Genomic DNA, 20,471 nt, shown 5'->3' on the forward strand with positions numbered 1-20,471 from the left:
CATAGTTATGAAGAAATGTCTTTTATCAGGCGGGAAGCTATGACGTTTTTTGTCGAATGACAGATTTTTTCGGAAAGTTGGTTGATTTCTTCAGAAAGTTGACAAATTTTCCGCCAAAGTTGACAGTTTTTCCGTTGAAGTTGGTTGATTTCCCGCCGAGTTTATTAAAATGTACCAAAAAAGTGGCTGCTTACAAGTTCATTTGCAAGCAACCACTTATTTTTTTTCTAAAAAAGCCAATCCTTTTTTAATTTCTGCTTTTACTTCTTCATCGTTTTCTTTTTCGTATGCTTTATGAAGCTCTTCTGCAACGTGCTCGCCACCAATTTTTCCGATTGCCCATGCAGCTGTTCCGCGAATAACTGGTCTTGGGTCCTTATGCATCAATTGGATTAAATCGGGTAGTGCGGTTGTATCCTTAAAATGAGCCAGTGCTAAAATGGCATTCCGCTGGATCGGTTTTTTCCCTCTCCAAGAGCCTGAAATATGGCCATACTTTTCTTTAAACTCTTTATTGCTTATCGTGAGCAGCGGCTTTAGCTTTGGCTTTGCAATTTCCGGGTCTGGCTCCATCTCTTCATGAAAATGAAAATCCTTCCCTTTGTTTACTGGACATATCGTTTGACACGTATCACAGCCATAGATCCGATTGCCGATTTTTGTTCGATATTCATCAGGTAAAAAGCCCTTTGTTTGCGTTAAAAAGGCAATACATTTTGTTGAATCAAGCTGCCCTCCCTGGACGAGTGCTCCTGTCGGACAAACATCTAGACACTTTGTACAGCTGCCACATTGGTCCTCCATTGGCGTATCAGGAGGAAACGGGAAATTCGTAATCATTTCACCTAAATATACGTAGGAGCCAAATTCAGGTGTAATAATGGCACAGTTTTTTCCGCTCCAGCCAATGCCTGCACGTTCAGCAACTGCCCGATCGGATAGCTCACCTGTATCTACCATTGACTTCACTTGAATGTCAGGTACCTTTTCCTTTAAAAACTTCTCAAGCTTCCCAAGCCTGTCACGTAAGATCGTATGGTAGTCTTGTCCCCATGAAGCACGGCAAAAAATCCCGCGTCGTTCTTCCTTCGTACTTCTCGGTGCGTTTTTCATTTTCGAAGGATAGGCTAGAGCAATCGAAATGATTGAGCTCGCTTTCGGCAGTAACGCAACAGGTGTCACTCGCTTTTCAATATCAGGCTCTTCAAAGCCGGATTGATAGCCTAATTCCTGCTGTTTGATCAAGCGCTGTCTGAGCTCTTCAAATGTATTGGCACTCGTAAAGCCAATTTTATCAATGCCAATTTCCTTACTATAGGCAATAACCTCTTCTTTAAACTGCTCAATATTCATCACTTCTCCCCCTTCCTTTTAAAGACTTTGCTTCATCTATGATAAAATAAATGTACGAACATTGTGGAGGTAATAATAAATGGAAATTCAAATTAGCCAAAAGATTAAACAGCTAGTCAATGATTTTCAGCTAGGTGTCGTTCATTATCAAAATATTCAAGTCTCCGAATCACCACAAATGCTAAAGGGACGATTACGTTTATTTCAAGAATCATTATACTTTGATTATGCTGACAAAAAGATCACTGAAATACCTGCAATTAATGAATGGCGAAAATTATTTAAAACGTTTGGAACAGATCCGTCGAGATATCGTCCATCAAGTGAAGCGTTATATCGTCGTGTCCAAAAGCAGCAATATTTAGACTATGTGAACTCTGCAGTCGATTTAAATAATTTTCTATCACTTCAATATCAAATTCCTCTAGGAATATATGATGTTAAGCAAATAAAAGGTAATGTTAGCATTGAAATTGGAACAGATCAAGCGACATATCTTGCCATCAATGGTCGTGACGTTTCAATGGCAAAAAAGCTTGTATCTGTTGATGAAAACGGACCATTTGGCAGCCCTTATGTTGATTCAAAGCGAACAGCCGTCTCAACAAGCACGACCGATGCGTTACATCTCGTCTATTTGCAGCCTTCGCAAGCAAAAGAGGATGCTGCTCAATTGTTACAAGCATTGGCTAAAATGTTTACCCAAATACATGGCGGCGAGGCTACATTCGATATTTATTAAGCTTTAAGGTGATTGGCATGAAGCCTTCACCTCTTTTTCACATTAAAAAACGCAATGCCTCGTTTATCTAAGAAACGAAACACTGCGTTGCAACCAGTATTATGTATGGAGCGGGTGAAGGGAATCGAACCCTCATCATCAGCTTGGAAGGCTGAGGTTTTACCACTAAACTACACCCGCATGTGATGTGACATGTATAACATTATAGCAGTTATCTTTACTAGAATCAACATTTTTTTTAAAAATCCCAATGGTTTTTGTCGATAATCGTCAAAAAAGATACTTTAATAGTATATAACTAGAAATGCTGCTTCGCAAGGTTTTTTTGCGAACATCTTAAAATTCGACTAAAATAACTCTTATGTTTCGAAAATAAATTGTCCAATTCCACATTATTTACTAAAATAGATAAAGTAACAAATAAACTAATAGATAAAGTAAAATGATAAAGGAGGTATTGGAGAATGAGTAAAGAGCCATTATTTTTTAATCCAATATTTAAAGATAGAATCTGGGGTGGAACAAAATTAACATCCTTCCATTATACGATCCCTACTGAAACAACAGGTGAGTGCTGGGCTTTTTCCGCACATCCAAATGGTCAAAGCGTTGTAAAAAATGGTGAGTATGAAGGTGTAACCCTTGGTGAGCTATGGGAAAAGCATCGTGAGTTATTTGGTCATATCGAAGGTGACCGCTTCCCATTATTAACGAAAATTCTTGATGCAAATCAAGATTTATCTGTTCAGGTTCATCCTAATGATGAATATGCAAACGAGCATGAAAACGGTGAGCTAGGAAAAACCGAATGCTGGTATATCATTGATTGTGAAGAGGGCGCTGAAATCATCTATGGCCATCATGCAAAAACGAAGGAAGAATTAGTGAGCATGATTGAAAATGGTGAATGGGACAAATTATTACGCAGAGTAAAAATTAAGCCTGGCGATTTCTTCTTCGTTCCAAGTGGTACAATTCATGCAATTGGTGCTGGGACAATCATCCTTGAAACACAGCAAAATTCCGATACAACTTACCGTGTATTTGACTTTAACCGTAAGGATGCAGAAGGAAATTTACGTGAGCTACATATCGAAAAAAGCATTGAAGTAACAGAAACACCGTCTTCTCATACAGAGGTAACACCAACAACAGAACAAATCGATGGTGCTGAAATGACAACATATGTAGAATGTCCATATTTTACTGTACAAAAATGGAAGCTTTCAGGCACGACAACATTAACACAGGAAAAACCGTTCACATTAGTTAGTGTAATAGATGGTGATGGTGAGCTTACACATAATGGAACAACCTACAGCTTTAGAAAAGGTGATCACTTCCTGCTTCCATATGAGTTCGGGCAATATACACTTAATGGAAATGCTGATTTAATCGCTTCATATCTATAATAAAAATGAAAGAGGCTGCTAAAAGTAAAAGCAGCCTCTTCTTTCCCTTATATAAATTGAAAAATACTAACAATAACTGCTGCTACACTAATCCCTGTTCCAATAATCCATTTTACTAGCTGAAGATGACTTTCATTCACTGAGGATTCTACTTGCTTTGGTGTTGCAAATTCTTTTTCTGATAGCACTTTGTCAATGACAGCACGTATATCATTTTCATCAAGCTGGTTAGAATATCTATCCTCAAGGCGGTCTATTTGATGTTCTAGGTCTTTTATTTTTAATTCAAGCTCCTTTATTTGCACATTCACATCCTTCACATGATCCCTCCTCGAAAATAAAGTTTCTATATATTATTCATTTTCTGAGGAAAGATGTTGGCTTTTCTCTTAATTGTGTTTTCATTCTATTTCGAAACGACTTGAGCACGGTATTCATTTGGTGTGAATCCTGTCGATTTTTTAAACACCTTACTAAAATATTTTTCGTTCTGATAACCTACCATAAACGCAATCTCGTAGATTTTCAAATGCGGGTTTTCTAGTAATTCCTTCGCTTTCATCACCCGAATATTTGTTAAGTAATTTGTAATGGTATCAGCATATTCCTGCCTAAATCTCCGTGAGATATATTCTCTGCTTAAATAAAAGCGATCCGCGATCTCTTGTAAAGTAATTTCCTTATCATAATGATTTCGAAGATATGCTTCAATTTCTTGGATACTATTTTTATCCTTTTGGTATTTTACCTTTGATAATAATTCTAGCAATTGATGAAATTCCTTTCGTTTCTCCTCTTTGAATTTTTGAAAGGAAAACAATCCATCCTCCTCCCAATAGTTCACACCATTATATAAGACGGTTGCTTCATCTATACTATATTCCTTTAGCCAGTTCGAACGCATTTGTTCAAATTGTGTTTCCCAAGCTTGAATTTGCTCCATCGAAAGCTCATGATTCATTTGCAAGCGGTGAAATAATCCTTGTAAAATTTCATCTACCTTTTCCATGCTTCCACTGCGTAGTGCCCACATAAGCTCCTGCGAATAATCAAATAAATGGAGGAGAGAGCTTTTAGCCATATCATGATAATAGGCGATATTATTGCTTTTCCCTAATAGGTTATGCTTTTTCAATGCTAGGAGCGCAGATTGATACGATTCTTGCAATGAATGTGATTCTTTACCAACGGCAATTGGTAGCTTCATTTGATAGCATTTGTAAATACATTCATGAATTTGCGAGATTAAATAGTCGCTTTTTTCCCACATGAACATAACAATTTCGTTGTCCTTTGTCTCGTTGCGAAAACAAAGCCCATGTTTGTTTTTCCCTTGAATGATTTCATTGCAAATATTTAATAGTGTAAAAAACGCTAAATTTTTATCCTCACCAAATGCCTTTTGAATGATCGGAACAAGTGTTAAAACAACAACTGTGCATTGCACCTGCTTTAGATTGATCGCAAATTCAGCTTGGATTTTGTTGACCGTTTCTTGAGAAATGACGGAATGAGTAAGTAAATTTGTCAAAAGGTGATCCCAATATAACGGCTTTACTTCATTTATGACTCTTGTCGCCTCCAAGGTTGAGGCACGTGCAACCTGTTGTTTTTTCCATTCACTTGTTGCACGTGCTAACGTATCATTTAAAATAACGGGGTCAATCGGTTTTAATATATAGTCAAAGCTTCCGTAGCAAAGGGCATTCCGCATATAGTGGTAATCATCATACCCGCTGACAACGATAATCTTGCTTTGCAGGTTCTTTTCATGCAGCCATTTTAATAAATCAATTCCGTCTACTTTCGGCATATTCATATCTGTAAAAATAATTTCAGGTCGATGCTCTGTAATTTGCTCCTTCGCTTCTGCACCATCCTTTGCCTCATATACATCGGTAATGCCAAATTGTTCCCAATCCGCTAATAAGAGCAATCCCTCTCTCACATGCTGTTCATCATCAATAATGATTGCCTTCATCCAAAGTCCCCCTTGCTTCGATTGGAAATGTAATCGAGACGTAAATTCCCCCATCTTTTTGATTGTCAATATGCAGCGTCCCTTTTTGACCATAATAGAGCTTTAACCGAAGATAGACGTTCTTCAATCCAATATTCGTTCCTTTTGTCGGTCTTTCTTGCTGTGTGTCTGTTAATGTTTGTCTTATTTGATTTAGTCGAGCTTCACTCATGCCAATTCCATTATCCCGAATGGTGATGACGAACATGTCATCCTGTCGTTTCCCTTCAACTGCAAGCTGTCCAATTGAATCAGCTCGACTGTCAAAGCCATGCTTAAAATAATTTTCGATAATTGGCTGAAGAATCATTTTCGGAACGGTTAACGATAAATCCGTTTCCGCAAAATCTAATGAATACGTAAATTGCTCCCCAAATCGTTCTCTTTGCAATAATAAATAGGCCTTTGTGTAATCAATCTCCTTTGCCAATGGAACTACATCCTCATCAATATTCATGCCATACCTCATGATTTTCGAAAGATGGGTCACAAGCGTATAGATTTGTGGCACTTTATTTTTAAGGGCAACCGTTCCAATTGACTGCAGAGCATTATATAAAAAATGGGGATTTAATTGTGATTGCAAAACCTTTAATTGATTCGTTTTATTTTCAAGCTCAAGCTTATATTCACGGTTAATTAATTGATTAATTTTCCCGATCATTTCCTGAAAACGATTACCTAATACACCGATTTCATCCTTTCCTAATGGAACAAATTCGACATTCATATCGCCTTTTTCAACCTTGTTAATATGCTGAAGCAATATTCGAATTGGGGAAGTGATTTTAAACGAAACGAAAAAGGAACCTAAAATAACAAGACATAAGCCAATAATCCCAAAAAGAATATTGATTTTCGCAACACTTAAGGCACTTTCAAATACAGATGTATACGGAATACGTTTAGCTAATATCCAGCCTCCAGAAGCTTCAGACGTTCTGTCATAAATCATTAACCCTTGAAAGGAATCTGTTTCAAGCTCCATCGTCCCACTTTGTTTCTTTGATGCGGTTAATTTCTTAATCCAAGCCTCATCCTCAGAAACCTCATTATTTGATTGAAAAATCATTTCTCCTTCTGAGCTAATAATATAAAACTCTTCCTTGTCTTTCACATAAAGCTTCTCACTTATATTAATAATTTGAGACGGGGCAATATCTAATGAAATATAACCTAATAAATCGTTTGAAGGTATATCAAGCAACACTCTGTGTAACGTAAAGATATCTCGCTTGTTCCGTTTATCATTTGCTGCTTTTTCACCTTGAACAACGTGCATCGGCTCAAGGTACACATAGTACTTATTTTTTAATGCCTTTTCGTAATTTTCCGCTTCAAGCTCTTCTATGAATGGAGAAAATACAACACTTGAGCGTTTTGAAACGGAAACATTTAGATCATCTTTTATAAATACAATATTGACTCGATTAATATTTTCCTCAGCGTGAAGAATCGTTAAAATGACATTTTTCACTGTTTCCTTTGCAAGATAATCATCATCAAGCTCGGGATTTCGTAAATACGCCATAAAATCGATATTTGTATAAAACGATAGCGATAGATTTTTTAATTCATCAATATATCCTTCAACATTCAACTTCCCTTGATATAACAGGTTTACGTTTTCGTCAACAAATTTATCCTTTAAAGACTCTTTCGTATATAAATAGGTTGTCACTATCGAGGTCCCAAATGGAACGATCGTGATAAGGAGCAGTAAAACAATTAGTTTATTTCGTATACTCGTTCGGAACATTCCTAAAAGAACCTCCTTACCGACATTCTTCATGATTATTCATGCTGTCTCTAAAACATTCGTATAGGTAAAAAGCATGCCGACTGTCATGGCATGCTTTTTTCTCTATTTTACTTTAAATTGTCCCAAGTCGCTTGGAATTTTTCTAGCAATGTATCATAATCGATTTTTCCTGCTGCATATTCCTGAATCGCAGCGGCAAATTCTTTGTTTGCTCCATCTGGCCATGTAAACCAAGTCCATGGAATCGTCTTTTCAGCCTTTGAATATTCTAATACCTCTTTACCTAAGTCACCTAAGCCAGATGCTTCAATATTATCAAACGCTGGGATAAAGGCAAACTCCTCGGTAATATAACGTTTTCCTGTTTCAGAGGACACCATCCAGTTTAGGAATGTTTTCGCTTCCTCTAAATGCTCTGAGTTTTTGTTTAATACCCAGTTGTTCGGTACGCCGACTGGTAAAACATCTTGATTTGCATCATCGTTAAGCGGGATTGGGATAAAGCCCATATTCATCTCAGGGTTCACTTCATAAATCATATTTTCAGTCCAGTTACCTTGTTGAAGCATTGCTGTTTCACCTGAAGCAAACAATGTTACTTGTGTATTATAATCGGTTGTAAGCGGGTTTCCTGTTGCATATTTTATTTCTGTATCAATGACTTCCTTAAATTGCTTAAACTTCTCATTATCGGCAAATTTCATTGAACCATCATATAATCCATCAATAAATGCTGAAGGGTCTTCCTGTTGGGCAAATGGAATGTTTAATAAATGCTGTCCAATAACCCACCATTCCCCATATCCTGCCGAAAATGCTTTTATTCCTGCATCCTCTAGCTTTTGAGCTGCCTCTTTTAATTCACTAAGTGTTTTCGGCGTTTCTGTAATTCCTGCCTTTTTGAATAAGTCCTTATTATAAGCAAAGCCATATCCTTCAAGGTTTACAGGCATCCCGTATAGCTTTCCATCCTCACCTGTCATCGGAACCTTCCCAATTGGAAGAACATGCTCAACCCATGGCTCATTTGATAAATCCGCTAAATGCTCCTTCCACAATTCAAGCTCTTTAAAGCCTCCATTGTTAAAGATATCTGGCTCTTCACCTGAGGCAAATTTCGCCTTTAACGCTGCACCGTAATCTGCACCACCACCAACACTTTCAAGCTTTACCTTTATATTCGGATGCTCTTTTTCAAACTCATTAATCATTTCTTGTAGTTGGTCAGCAATCTCTACTTTAAATTGAAATAAATTAAGCGTCACAACATCCCCATTATCACCAGAATCGGTATTCGTATCAGAATTAGAATTAGACTGTCCACCTGTTTCCAGCTTCCCCCCTGAACTACACCCAACAATCATCCCAACCAAAAATAACATCGATAAACATACGAGCAAGAGCTTCTTCATCCCCATTGACCTCCTTGTTATGTTATCTATCTTTTATATAAAAGTGACTCTTTTTTGGGGGACAGTCCCCACGATGGTAGTGGGACTGTCCCCCATTAATTAAAACAGCCACTTTACATACGGCCATGACTTCATTTAAACAGGCTGCTTCCCTTTCATAAACTGCTAGAGGAGTAACCAACGATAATTCGTGCTTTTACTAGTATTAAACTGCCAAATTGCATCCTATTCTTAAGCGAAAAATGAGTTTGTCGCGCTAGAAATTCGTCTTTTTGGGGACAGTCCCCACAACAATTGTGGGGACTGTCCCCCTTCTCTCCCTCTCACTTAATCGAACCAGCAGCAATACCTTTAATAATATGCTTTTGTAAGAACAGAAAGAAAACGATAATTGGTGCAATCCCAAGTACTAGTGCTGCTAGACCCATATCCCATTGCTTCGTATATTGAGCGAAGAACGAGCTTGTCGCTAATGGAATTGTCCGCAGCTCGGCATCCTGGAGCACGAGTAGTGGAAGCAGGTAATCATTCCATATCCACAACGTATTTAAAATGATAACCGTTACGGTAATCGGCTTTAATAGCGGGAAGACAATTCTCCAAAAAACTCCGAATTGGCTACATCCATCTACTCTAGCAGATTCTTCAATTTCCTGTGGAATTGTTTTAACAAAACCGTGAAACAGGAAAAGCGATAAAGAAACACCAAAGCCAAAATACATAATGACAATCCCTGGAATGCTATTCATAATCCCCATCATGCCCCCAAGCTTCATAAGCGGGATCATCACTGTTTGAAAGGGAATGACCATTGCAGAAACAAAGAATACAAAGAGAAATTTGCTTACCTTTCCTGGTGTACGCACCATTTTCCACGCAGCCATTGAGCTAATGACGACAATTCCAGCAATGCTTATTACCGTAATAATAAGGGAATTAAAGAAAGCATGCTCAAAGCTAATAATCTCCCATACCTTCGCGTAATTGCTAAATAAAATTTCCTTTGGCCACGCAGCTGCATCTAATAATATCTCTGAAAAGCTTTTTACTGAATTAATAAAGACAAAATAAAATGGTACGAGAAAAATAAGAGCGAGGATAATGGCAACAATCTCTAATATAAATGTTTGAAATGTATACCTTCTTAACATTATGCCTCAACCTCCTTTTTCTTCGTATACAACACTTGGAAGGTCGTAAAGACTGCGACGATTAAAAAGAATAAAATCGACTTTGCCGTACCTAAGCCATATCGATTATTCATAAACGCCTCTTGATAAATATTAATCGCAACCGATTCCGTTGAATTAAACGGTCCGCCACCTGTCAGAGAAAGATTCAAATCGAAAATTTTAAATGCCATTGAAATCGTTAAGAAAAAGCAAATCGTAAATGCAGGTATAATGAGCGGGACGATGATTTTCGTTAAAACGGACCAGTTAGAAGCCCCATCAATTTTTGCTGCTTCTAGTAAAGACGTATCCACCCCTTGTAAGGCTGCGATATAAATAACCATCATATAACCACTAATTTGCCATGCAAAGACGATAACAATTCCCCAAAATGCAGTTGCTTCATCACCAAGCCACGGAAGCTTGAAGAAAGCAATGTCCGTCAGGTTACCAATTGATGCAAAGCCTTTAACAAAGATAAACTGCCATATAAACCCTAGTAATAGTCCACCAATAACATTTGGAATAAAAAAGACGGTTCTTAAAATATTTTTCGTTTTTAATGCGGCATTTAATAGTAGAGCTAATGTAAAACCAATTAAATTACTTATAATGACAGCCGCAAACATAAACTTTGTTGTAAATAAAAAGGAATTGAAAAATTTCTCGTCTCCCGTAAATATTTTCACGTAATTGTCCAAGCCAACCCATTCGATCGTTGAGCTTACTCCATTCCATGATGTAAAGGAATAGTAAATTCCCATAAAGAAAGGAATAATTTGAATCAAGATAAAAAATAGTAGTGCTGGACCAACAAAGGCCATATACGATAGAAACTTTTTCATCGATAGCTTTCGTTTTGTTTTCAATTTAAGATTTACATCTGAGCTTGTTTCCAGTTGGTTCGAATTTATCCTTGTATTCACCTTATTCCCACCACCTGACGAGTATTTTGTAAACGCTTACTTAATTTCAATTATAAAGGGCATCTAGCTTTAAGACGATAAACGATATTGACTAAAAAGGTGCACAATGTTGACCTCCTTTTTTTCAGGAAGATAAAAACGGATTTTAACAAGTGGGAGCTTTTTGTGACATATCAGATTTTTACGTGTAGTTTACTTTTTTTGTCAAACACAAAGAAAACCACCCCAAAAGAGCTGGTCTTATTCGTATTTCTTTTCCGATTTTCCTTTATAAATGCAGTTATCTTTTCTTCTCATCTTATTGCAATACAAATTTCATTTTCTCTATTAGATTCAAAGTAGTTTATTTTTTTTCCAAACACAAAGAAAACCACCCCTAAAAGAGCTGGTCTTATTAATATTTGTTGTTCTACTTTTCCTTTTACCTCTTATAAATGCAGTTATTTTCCCCTTACTTTACTGCAATATAAATCTCAATTTCACCATTAGGATAATACTTTTCAAAGTCATAAGAGTAATCCCTCTTTAATACACCTGTCTCTTCTTGCTTCCAGATGGTACTCCATGCTTTCAAGATGCCTTGTTCATCATTCATATCGACTTTAAAGACCTCATATTTCTTGTTATCCGGTATTTCAATGAAGGCTAGCCCATTATTGCCTTCCCTTTCAATGGCAACACTTATTGAGTAATCTCCTTTATAATTATTTTCATAATCATAATAAACTCCATAAACACATTCTTTATTGTTTTCTAGCTTGCTAGAAGCTTCCTCCCACATCGTTTTGATTTTCGCCATCATTTCATCATCAGTAAAATTATTCGTTCGAATGCTAGTAAGTAAATGTAGTTTCATAGGTATACTTCCTTATCTATTAATGGTGTGTACTTAACTTTTTGCGTTTACAAACTGTTCCCCAATAGGTGTGACAATTCCATCCATGCTTATTGAATTTTTCTTTTTATGATACGCTTCTAATTGTTCGTCGCTTTTATTTAAAGCCCATTGCTGCAGCGTATCGCGTTCACCATTGTAGGTATAAAATGGGACGCTAAATCCACATGATGTTTTGACAGTATCGATCTTTGCATAAATAATTTGCCGTGCCCCAGGAAGAAGATCGAAATGGGGGATGAGCTCCTTCCACCTTGGTGTATCTGGTAAGATAACCTCTCCTTTTCCATATAAGCGTAAAATCAAGGGTGGACCCTCAAATGCAAGAAACATAAAGGTAATTCTCCCATTATCGATGAGATGTGCACTTGTTTCATTGCCGCTCCCTGTTAAATCTAAATAAGCAACCTCATTTGCCGAAAAAATCCTTAGAACATCATGACCTTTAGGCGAAATATTAACATGACCATCCTCTAATAATGGTGCAGAACCAACGAAAAAAATCCGCTGCTTACGAATAAACTCCTCATGGTTTGCTTGGATAGACGTAAAAACCTTTCCCATAACCCTTCCCCCTTACAAATTTCAGAAAATAAATGCCTATTGTCACTTTGAGACAATAGGCAATAATCTAAGAGGCAGACAAACAACCGTTTTCGCGAAGGTAAATTTTGTTAAAATTTTCTTTATTCTATTATGGAATAGGTGTTCCGTCAATCTATTTTTTTGGGGACAGTCCCCCATCGCGTTAATAAGTTAAAGGGGCAAAAAAAGAGCCTTCCAAATAAATGAAAGGCTCTCATTATTGATTTCACTAGTTTCCTTACATAAAGCTTATGGCTGTAAAAATTCCTTCTCATTATAAGCAGGGTTAGGATATTGATAGAATCCCTCACCTGATTGCATTCCCATTTTCCCTTTATCAATATATTCATTTTTTACGAGATCAGCAATTTGCTTGAATTCATTTTGTTCAGGGTTTGGATGCTTCGCAGCCTTTGTGCTGACGATATTATAGACTGTTTCTAATCCAACGACGTCCATAATTGCGAACGGACCCATTGGTGCACCAGTTGCAATCATCCATGTTTTATCAATTGTATATGGATCCGCAACCTCATTTCCCCATAAAAGCTGTGCTGCATCAAGTAATGGAACTAATAAACTATTTAAAATATAGCCTGGCTGCTCTTTTTTAATATGAAGTGGAACCATTCCAATCGCAGCTGCAAATTGTAATACATCCTTAACAACCTCTTGACTTGTTCCCGGATGCTCCATCACTTCTCCCGTATTATTCATCCAAATGCGGTTCGCAAAATGGAGAGCTAAAAATTTCTCAGGACGACCAGTAAATTCAGCAAATTGACTTGGTAGCAATGTAGATGAATTTGATGCAAAAATCGTATGAGCTGGTGCAACCTTTCCAAGCTCTGTATAAAAGCTTTCTTTAATTTCCTTTAATTCAGGGATTGCTTCAATTACAAGATCTGCTTCAGCAACAGCTTCTGCTAAATTTGTTGCATATTGAATTCGAGATTGCGCTGTTTTAACTGCGTCCTGCTCCTCTTTAAAATAATCAAAATATGTAGCTTCTAAATTGGCAATTCGTTCTTTCGCCTTCTCAATCGCTGCATCATTAATATCATAAATCGTTACGTTAAATCCTTTAAATGCTGTTTGAAAAGCAATTTGACTTCCTAATACTCCGCTTCCGGCAATTGTAATATGTTTAAAATTCATCATTTCTTCCTCCTAAAGATATAATTTCGCTTTTCGTCCATGTAAAACGGCATAAAGCGGAATACTTATGATAATAATTGGAACCATCCATAAAAAGATGGAACGATATCCTGCAAATGGGACAAATAAGCCTAATAAGTACGGACCAAAGCCAAGTCCAAGATCATAAAAAATGTAATACGTCGATGTCGCAAAACCAAAGCGATGTGGCTCAGTTACCTTCACAGCAATCGTTTGGGCAATCGAGTTAAAGTTTCCAAATCCAAGCCCGATCAAAGCTGCTGAAAGTAATAACATCCAGCCGCTACTTGCCTGACTAAATAAATACATCCCAGCTGCAAAAATGACTAAACAAGGATAAACGATTAAATTAGGTCCCTTCGCATCCATTAATCGCCCACAAAATGGCCGGGTAAAAATCGTTGCAACTGCATAAACGATGAAAAACACACTAGCTGCTTCAACTAAGTTAACCTCTTTGGCATAAAAAGATAAAAACGACATGACACCTGAATAAGCAAACCCCATTAATAACGCAATAAACGAAATCGGGATCGATTTAGGCTCCATAAATTTTGCAAGAAACGATTCTTCCTTTTGTTCCTGCTGATTTGAATGAAACTGCTCTCTATCTAAACGAATAAAAGCTAAAGCACCAATCATAATGAGAGAAAGCAAGACATTTAATCCGAAAATATAGTCATTGCCATTTTCAAGCTTCATTAAGAAAATCCCAATAAACGGCCCAATTGCAGTTGCGAGAATAACACTTAAGCTATAATAGCCAATCCCTTCCCCTTTACGAGTAGCAGGAAGAATATGCGCAACAATCGTACCAGCAGCTGTTCCAATAATTCCAACAAATACGCCTTGAATAAACCGATTCACTAATAAAAATCCGATATGAATTTCAATGAAATAAAAGCACGCGCTAATAAAAAATAAAATAACACCTATTCGCAATATTTTTGACGGACCCAATTTCCCGATTAATCGGCCCGTTAAAAGCCTCCCAATCAACGCACCGATTACATAAATACTTGAAACTAAGCCGGCAATACTCGTTGAAACATGATAGGTCTCAATCGCATAGCTTGCAATTGTCACAATTAACAAGTAGAACATTAAAATGGATAGAAAATTAATTAAAGAGATGACTATAAAATTTTTTGACCAGATTTTATCTTTCATATTGCTTCATACGTTCCTCCAATATTTTTAGCTCTTCCATCCATTCCTTCACTTTATCCTCTGATAGCGGATCTGCGACAAATAATTGGAGTTCGATCACTTGCTTTGTTATGTTTTCGCAAAGGGTTTTCCCTTCATCTGTCAAAGACAAATTCTTTTGCCGTTTATCTTGACCACTTTTAAACTGCAATAAGCCCTGCTCATTCAGCTTCCGTACTAAAGAAGATACGGTTGGCTTTTCAACAGACCATTCCTTTACAATATCGATGCTCGTACATCCCTCATGATTGTAGACATGGTGCAGAACAAGCCATTGAACAGCTGTGACTCCATAGGCCGAACAAATTTCCTGAAGCCGTAAAACATACAATTTATTAAACCGGTAAATCATTGTAAACAGATCCATAGAAGCCCCCTTTTTCATTGAAATTAGTTAGTATTCCTTACTAACTAATTATATAATAGTTGTTTTTAATTGTACAGCTATAAACTCCCCTCTTAAATAAAAGGCTTTGTTAAACTCTGTTGTTGATTTCCGCTACTGGCATTCGCTTTCCGCGGGCGGTCCGGGAGCCTCCTCGGAGCAAGCTCCTGTGGGGTCTCCCTTTGACACGCTTCTCCCGCAGGAGTCTCATGCCCTCCACTCCAATCAACAAAGTGCTTAAATATCAACAATAATCCTTAACATAGCCAAATAAAAAAACGTTCACTCCTTAAGGAATCAACGCCACAATGAATCTATGTTTCCCACACAAAACCAACCAAACCTACTTCCTCAATATCCCTAAATATTCCTTCCACGGTCCAACATCTGTACTGTATCTTTTCGCCATGACTCGGACGATTTGCGCAATATGTGTGAAATCATGAACTGCCCAGGTCGAAATCAGTTCTCTTATCTTTACCTCGCCAAACTCAGGATGGATGCCCGATAGCTCAAGAAGCTCTTCATTTGTCACAAGCTCCTTTAGCTTCATCATATTTTCGTTTCGAATCCTTGCAAACTCATCTAGCTTTTCTTCCATCGATTGCAAAGATCCTGGAAGTAAATGGGCGTTCCGGTCAAATGCAGGAAATGGCTTTGCAGTTCCTTCGTTAAGAATAAATTGTAATCTTGGTAGCCAATTTGTTTTTTCAGCTTCAATAAGGTGGTCAACCACTTCCCTAGCATTCCATGTGCCCTCACCTTCATTGCACTGCAGCCATCCATTTGATAATCCAGTCAAAAAGCTTTTTAATAAAATTGGCGTGCGCTCCAAAACTTCAATCGCCTCATCTAAGCGAAAATTCACCTTTAACAGCCCCCTTTTTAAAAAATAAGGGTGGCTCAAAATGAATGGTTCAGACCCTTCAAACAAATGAAAGGTTCTGACCCTTTTGAGTCACCCTCGATGATGTAAAATTCTCATTAAAGCTTACGGCAATAGTCAACAACTTGCTTGTAAGGAAGATTCCCCCCAAATATATCTAATGCACTGCCAATTGTAAGATCAAGCTTACCATCTGTTAACTGACGAAATGCTTCTAAATCAGAGATAGAGCGTACTCCGCCTGCATAGGTTGTCGGAATTGAGACCCAGCTAGCTAATTGCTTAGCAAGTGTTTCTTGAATTCCCGTCCGCTTTCCTTCAACATCAACCGCATGGATGAGCAATTCATCACAGTAGCCTTCAATTTCCTTAATTGACGCTGCATTGATTTCAAAATTGGTAAATGTCGTCCATTTATTCGTTACGACAAACCATTTCCCATCCTTTTCTTTACAGCTTAAATCAATGACGAGCCGTTCTTTGCCAACTTCCTTCACAAGCGCTTCTAACCGCTCTTTATTGAGCTCCCCGTTATTGAATATGTAGGAGGTAACAATGACATGTGAAGCGCCATTTTCCAAATATTCGCCTGCATTTTCAGCAGTGATCCCACCGCCAATTTGCAGCCCGTTTGGATATTCTTTTAATGCACGGATAGCTGTATCATGATTCCCTTCTCCGAGCATGATGACATGTCCACCTGTTAGATTGTCTTCCTTAAACATCGCTGCATAATAATCAGAATCATGCTCTGATACAAAATTTTCTACAACCTTACGATTATCCAAAGTGAGTGTATCCCCAACAATTTGCTTCACCTTACCTTGATGGATATCGATACATGGTCTAAACTTCATCTCATTCACGAACCTCTCTGTTTCTTTTTCTCCTACTACAGAAGACCAACCATTTGAAGGCCATGGAGAATTCCATTGTCTTCAACAGATTTCGTTACATGCTTGGCAGCTTTTTTCACCTTATCCTCTGCATTCCCCATCGCAACACTATTTTCAATCGCAGACAGCATTTCCAAATCGTTTAGCCCATCACCAAAGGCGTATTGTCTTTCTTTCGGGAATCCTAATCTTTCCACAATTTTTTCAATTCCGATCGCTTTTGAACCACCCTTAGGCAGGATATCAACAGATACAGGATGCCATCTAACAAAATCAAATTCAGCAAATTCCTGCTCATATTGCTTTTCTTCACCTTCTGGACAGAAAAGCAGTGATTGATAGAGGTCGCGACCTTTATAATAATTCGGGTCATGTGTTGGAAAATGGTTAATTTTTAACGTTTCAATGCTTTCCCGAATATAAGCATGCTCTGGAACATTCGCCTTCATATCCTCATGGTCCATAAACACAACCGGATGTCGATTTAATAATGCTTTTTCTGTTAATCGTTCAAGAGCTGGAATATTTAATCGATTCGCGTAAATGACCTCACCGTTTAAAACGACATATTGGCCGTTATAACTAACGAATGTGCGAATATCTAATTCCTCACGAATGTCTTCAAACATAAACGGAGCTCGCCCAGTCGCAATGGCTACCTCATGTCCTAGCTCTTTCAGCTTGAAAATCGCTTCCTTTGTCGATGCTGGTAATTCCTTCTCATGAGTCAATAACGTCCCATCAATATCAAAGAAGATTACGCTCTGATTTGTCATGTGCATTCCAACTTTCTTTCGTTAATGTTTTGTCCCCATACAAAGAATGTTACATTTTATTTTTTCTCTATATAAATATTCTATCAGAAAACAGCGTTAAGCCGTACCTCTTTCAATGAGTTTCACGGACATTTCCTTATTTGAAATCTCCTCGGCAACTGCTTGCAGAAAAAGATTTTCACCCATTTCAAACAGCGGAATATCAATCGTTGTAATATTCATCATTTTCGCAATCGGCTGGTTATCAAAGCCGATAATCGAAAGCTCCTCTGGTATCGCTATCCCATTTGCTTGACAATAAGTAACAACCCCTGCCGCAACTTGATCACTCGTAATCAACAATGCAGTGGGAGGCTTTGTCATCTGTTTGATACGCTTCATTACTTTCTCACTATCCTCAAAATAGAGACAGCCATCAATAATATACTCTTGTTGAAACGGAAGCTGATATTTAGTGAGAAAATCACGATAGGCCATTTCCCGCTCATAGCTATTTGTCCCTGTCCTTCTCCCAATACTATAGCCAATCCGGCGATGCCCCTTCTCAAACAAATATTCTAACGCTTCAAAAAAAACGTTGTATTGATTCACATAGCTTGAAGAAATCCGCTTCCCTTCAATATGCTCACAAAGAACGATCGGACCAAATGACATATGCTCTTCAATAATGGCAAACTCACAGGCTCTCGAGCAAAAAATTAACGAATCAATTTGCTTAAGCTTTAACATTTCTAATGCTTCAAGTTCCCGATCCTTCTGGTATTCCGTTTGAAACAACACTAATTTGTAATTATTTTTTAAAGCCTGTTTGGCAATTCCCTTTATTAAAAAGGCAAAATACGTATGATCAATAAAGGGAACGACAACCCCCATCATATTTGTTTTCCCTTTACTTAAATGCACAGCATTAATATTTTTATAATAATTCGTTGCCTCGATCGCCTTTAAAACCGCATCCCGTTTTTCCTTGCTTACATATGGATGATCATTTAACACACGAGATACAGTCGTTACAGAAACTCCAGCCAACTTCGCTAAATCTTTAATATTTGTCATTTGCTCACCTTTTTTTCAAACATGTCATCTTATCACGTTTAACCGGCAGTATAGCCTGATAGGGTTCCATTTATAGTCTATCCCCGTTCATCATACCATTTCCTAAAAAGAGAAGTGCAAAACAATGCTACCATCTAAAAACCTAAATGGAAGCGTTACTTTTAAATAAAATAATCGTCAAAGTCCTTCATTGACTTAACGTCCATTGATTGTCCTGATGCCTTTAAACAGAAGTATGATGCCAAATATATCACAAAGCAAAGGATGATTATTGAAATCATTAGACTCTCCTCACTTCCTATTATTTGGCTTAAGTCTAATTGATGAAACGCGTTCCATGTCAAACAGTTATTTTCATGTTTTTTCAAATTGTTCATACAAACTAAAAATGCTCTATTTAAAACTCGAAAAATCATTCAATAAGTACGAGTAAAAGCAGCTGTTGAAATTGTCTGCCAACCTTCACTTCAAAGTGACAAAAATGTCACCTCTACTTCCGATTTGTTCGGAGAATAACAGGAAAATATCGTAACGAAAATTTAAAATCTACTTAAAACCACCCTATTTACATTTACTGGTTTTTTGATATTGTTTAAAAGAGTATTTGATAAAGGAGAAATCGAATGGATATTATCATTGGCATCATCATGGGGATTGTCGAAGGGTTAACAGAATTTGCACCAGTGTCTTCAACTGGTCACTTAATCCTTACTGGCCATCTTCTAAATTTTCATGGGGAACGTGCCTCAACCTTTGAAATTGTCATTCAGTTAGGCTCGATTCTAGCAGTTGTTGTTCTATTTTGGAGGAGAATTCTTACGATTTTAGGCTTACATAAAAGTGAAGAGAAGGATAGTTTAGGAAAGCTAAACGTGTTCCATATTGGGATTGGTATGCTTCCGTTCGGAATTGGTGGCGTCCTTTTTTATGATACGATCAAGGATGTATTGTTTTCACCACAAACGGTTGTTATGACATTAGTTGCTGGTGGTTTGCTAATGATAATTGCTGAAAAATTCAAACCAGCACCTATTGCACATACACTTGACCAAATTTCCTATAAGCAAGCATTTGCTGTCGGGCTCTTTCAATGCTTAGCGTTAATGCCTGGCTTCTCAAGGTCAGGAGCAACGTTATCAGGCGGTCTTCTCGTAGGCATGAATCATCGGACTGCTTCAGAATTTACGTTTATTATGGCAATTCCGATTATGTTTGCCGCCTCTGGAAAGGATTTACTCGAAAGCTGGAATCATTTAAGCAGCAGTGATTTGCCATTGTTTATTACAGGGTTTGTAACAGCTTTTGTTGTCGCGTTAATCGCGATTAAATTCTTCCTTAGCCTAATTAATAAGATTAAGCTCATTCCTTTTGCTATTTATCGCTTTTTACTAGCGATTGTGTTTTGGATTTTTATTTTATAAAAAGAGGCATGGGGATCGTCTCAAAGGCTTTCGTTTTGGAGTACAAATTTTAAATAGACAAAGGAAATGGTGTGTAAACTGACAACAGTATTGACACACCATTTTTTGTAATTAGAGGATAAACAGCTACTACAGTATAAGGAAATTTAATCCTAATTATGGAAACCTTTGATATACTCAGGTTATAGAAGTTTTCCAAAAACAAGAAAGGATTGTATCGTCCTCTCTAGAGTTTTAGTTTTAGTTTTTCTTCTTCAACTATGGGGGCAGCATTCCTGTAATAAGTGAAAATGAAATTTGATAGAAAAAAGACCTCTTGATAAGATAAATGTGTCCTGAGCCGGCCAGCTAAAGGAACAAAACATCTACTCGGAGGTCTCAAAA

At 37.4% G+C, this 20,471-nt stretch carries 19 protein-coding genes and 1 tRNA gene; 3 read left to right on the forward strand and 17 right to left on the reverse strand.

Annotation, left to right across the window (positions count from 1 at the left end):
* Positions 1-216 precede the first annotated feature (216 nt).
* A complete protein-coding gene (gene queG / locus ACTJJ9_RS16205) occupies positions 217-1,353 on the reverse strand; it encodes a tRNA epoxyqueuosine(34) reductase QueG (RefSeq protein WP_440768746.1) in 1,137 nt (378 codons plus the stop codon).
* Between the two features lie 79 nt (positions 1,354-1,432).
* Between queG and ACTJJ9_RS16210 the strand changes: the two genes are divergently transcribed.
* Entirely contained in the window at positions 1,433-2,095 is a 663-nt protein-coding gene (locus ACTJJ9_RS16210) for a B3/B4 domain-containing protein (RefSeq protein ID WP_440768747.1), read from the forward strand.
* 106 nt (positions 2,096-2,201) lie between these two features.
* Here the strand turns inward: ACTJJ9_RS16210 and ACTJJ9_RS16215 are convergent.
* A tRNA-Gly gene (locus tag ACTJJ9_RS16215) sits at positions 2,202-2,275 on the reverse strand.
* A 284-nt stretch (positions 2,276-2,559) separates the two neighbouring features.
* On the opposite strand from ACTJJ9_RS16215, the gene manA reads away from it, so the two are divergent.
* Positions 2,560-3,507, forward strand: a complete 948-nt coding sequence (gene manA, locus ACTJJ9_RS16220) for a mannose-6-phosphate isomerase, class I (protein WP_440768748.1) — start codon at positions 2,560-2,562, stop codon at positions 3,505-3,507.
* 47 nt (positions 3,508-3,554) lie between these two features.
* On the opposite strand, the gene ACTJJ9_RS16225 is transcribed toward manA, so the two are convergent.
* The 15 genes from ACTJJ9_RS16225 to ACTJJ9_RS16295 form a co-directional block, all read right to left on the reverse strand.
* Entirely contained in the window at positions 3,555-3,827 is a 273-nt protein-coding gene (locus ACTJJ9_RS16225) for a hypothetical protein (RefSeq protein ID WP_440768749.1), read from the reverse strand.
* An 86-nt stretch (positions 3,828-3,913) separates the two neighbouring features.
* On the reverse strand, positions 3,914-5,488 hold the full coding sequence (locus tag ACTJJ9_RS16230; protein ID WP_440768750.1) for a response regulator transcription factor: 1,575 nt from the start codon (positions 5,486-5,488) through the stop codon (positions 3,914-3,916).
* A complete protein-coding gene (locus ACTJJ9_RS16235) occupies positions 5,469-7,286 on the reverse strand; it encodes a sensor histidine kinase (RefSeq protein ID WP_440768751.1) in 1,818 nt (605 codons plus the stop codon). The genes ACTJJ9_RS16230 and ACTJJ9_RS16235 overlap by 20 nt, the downstream gene beginning before the upstream one ends.
* A 110-nt stretch (positions 7,287-7,396) precedes the next feature.
* Positions 7,397-8,701: an ABC transporter substrate-binding protein gene (locus ACTJJ9_RS16240; RefSeq protein ID WP_145582317.1), complete on the reverse strand. Its 1,305-nt coding sequence runs from the start codon at positions 8,699-8,701 to the stop codon at positions 7,397-7,399.
* A 323-nt stretch (positions 8,702-9,024) separates the two neighbouring features.
* Entirely contained in the window at positions 9,025-9,852 is an 828-nt protein-coding gene (locus ACTJJ9_RS16245) for a carbohydrate ABC transporter permease (RefSeq protein WP_095301417.1), read from the reverse strand.
* Positions 9,852-10,718 (reverse strand): carbohydrate ABC transporter permease, encoded by an 867-nt coding sequence (locus ACTJJ9_RS16250; RefSeq protein WP_440768762.1) that lies wholly within the window; start codon positions 10,716-10,718, stop codon positions 9,852-9,854. The genes ACTJJ9_RS16245 and ACTJJ9_RS16250 overlap by 1 nt, the downstream gene beginning before the upstream one ends.
* A gap of 532 nt (positions 10,719-11,250) precedes the next feature.
* The gene (locus ACTJJ9_RS16255; protein WP_440768752.1) at positions 11,251-11,655 is read right to left on the reverse strand and encodes a GyrI-like domain-containing protein; all 405 of its coding nucleotides are present in this window, start codon (positions 11,653-11,655) and stop codon (positions 11,251-11,253) included.
* A gap of 33 nt (positions 11,656-11,688) precedes the next feature.
* Positions 11,689-12,258, reverse strand: a complete 570-nt coding sequence (locus tag ACTJJ9_RS16260) for a pyridoxamine 5'-phosphate oxidase family protein (protein WP_440768753.1) — start codon at positions 12,256-12,258, stop codon at positions 11,689-11,691.
* Between the two features lie 270 nt (positions 12,259-12,528).
* Positions 12,529-13,437 carry a 3-hydroxyacyl-CoA dehydrogenase gene (locus ACTJJ9_RS16265; RefSeq protein WP_440768763.1) on the reverse strand — a complete coding sequence of 303 codons (909 nt, stop codon included), beginning with the start codon at positions 13,435-13,437 and terminating at the stop codon, positions 12,529-12,531.
* A 12-nt stretch (positions 13,438-13,449) separates the two neighbouring features.
* Positions 13,450-14,628 carry an MFS transporter gene (locus ACTJJ9_RS16270; protein ID WP_440768754.1) on the reverse strand — a complete coding sequence of 393 codons (1,179 nt, stop codon included), beginning with the start codon at positions 14,626-14,628 and terminating at the stop codon, positions 13,450-13,452.
* A complete protein-coding gene (locus ACTJJ9_RS16275) occupies positions 14,618-15,034 on the reverse strand; it encodes a MarR family winged helix-turn-helix transcriptional regulator (protein ID WP_095301422.1) in 417 nt (138 codons plus the stop codon). The genes ACTJJ9_RS16270 and ACTJJ9_RS16275 overlap by 11 nt, the downstream gene beginning before the upstream one ends.
* Before the next feature lie 361 nt (positions 15,035-15,395).
* Positions 15,396-15,920 (reverse strand): DinB family protein, encoded by a 525-nt coding sequence (locus ACTJJ9_RS16280; RefSeq protein WP_440768755.1) that lies wholly within the window; start codon positions 15,918-15,920, stop codon positions 15,396-15,398.
* A 116-nt stretch (positions 15,921-16,036) separates the two neighbouring features.
* Positions 16,037-16,795, reverse strand: coding sequence for a phosphoribosylformimino-5-aminoimidazole carboxamide ribotide isomerase (gene hisA / locus ACTJJ9_RS16285; RefSeq protein ID WP_440768756.1), 759 nt, complete (start codon positions 16,793-16,795; stop codon positions 16,037-16,039).
* A gap of 35 nt (positions 16,796-16,830) precedes the next feature.
* Complete coding sequence (locus ACTJJ9_RS16290) at positions 16,831-17,610, reverse strand: Cof-type HAD-IIB family hydrolase (protein ID WP_440768757.1); 780 nt, start codon at positions 17,608-17,610, stop codon at positions 16,831-16,833.
* 96 nt (positions 17,611-17,706) lie between these two features.
* Positions 17,707-18,666 carry a LacI family DNA-binding transcriptional regulator gene (locus tag ACTJJ9_RS16295; protein ID WP_440768758.1) on the reverse strand — a complete coding sequence of 320 codons (960 nt, stop codon included), beginning with the start codon at positions 18,664-18,666 and terminating at the stop codon, positions 17,707-17,709.
* 623 nt (positions 18,667-19,289) lie between these two features.
* On the opposite strand from ACTJJ9_RS16295, the gene bacA reads away from it, so the two are divergent.
* On the forward strand, positions 19,290-20,087 hold the full coding sequence (bacA, locus tag ACTJJ9_RS16300) for an undecaprenyl-diphosphate phosphatase (protein WP_440768759.1): 798 nt from the start codon (positions 19,290-19,292) through the stop codon (positions 20,085-20,087).
* Positions 20,088-20,471 lie beyond the last annotated feature (384 nt).

Source organism: Metabacillus sp. 22489 (assembly GCF_052044855.1).
Classification (GTDB): Bacteria; Bacillota; Bacilli; order Bacillales; family Bacillaceae; genus Metabacillus; species Metabacillus niabensis.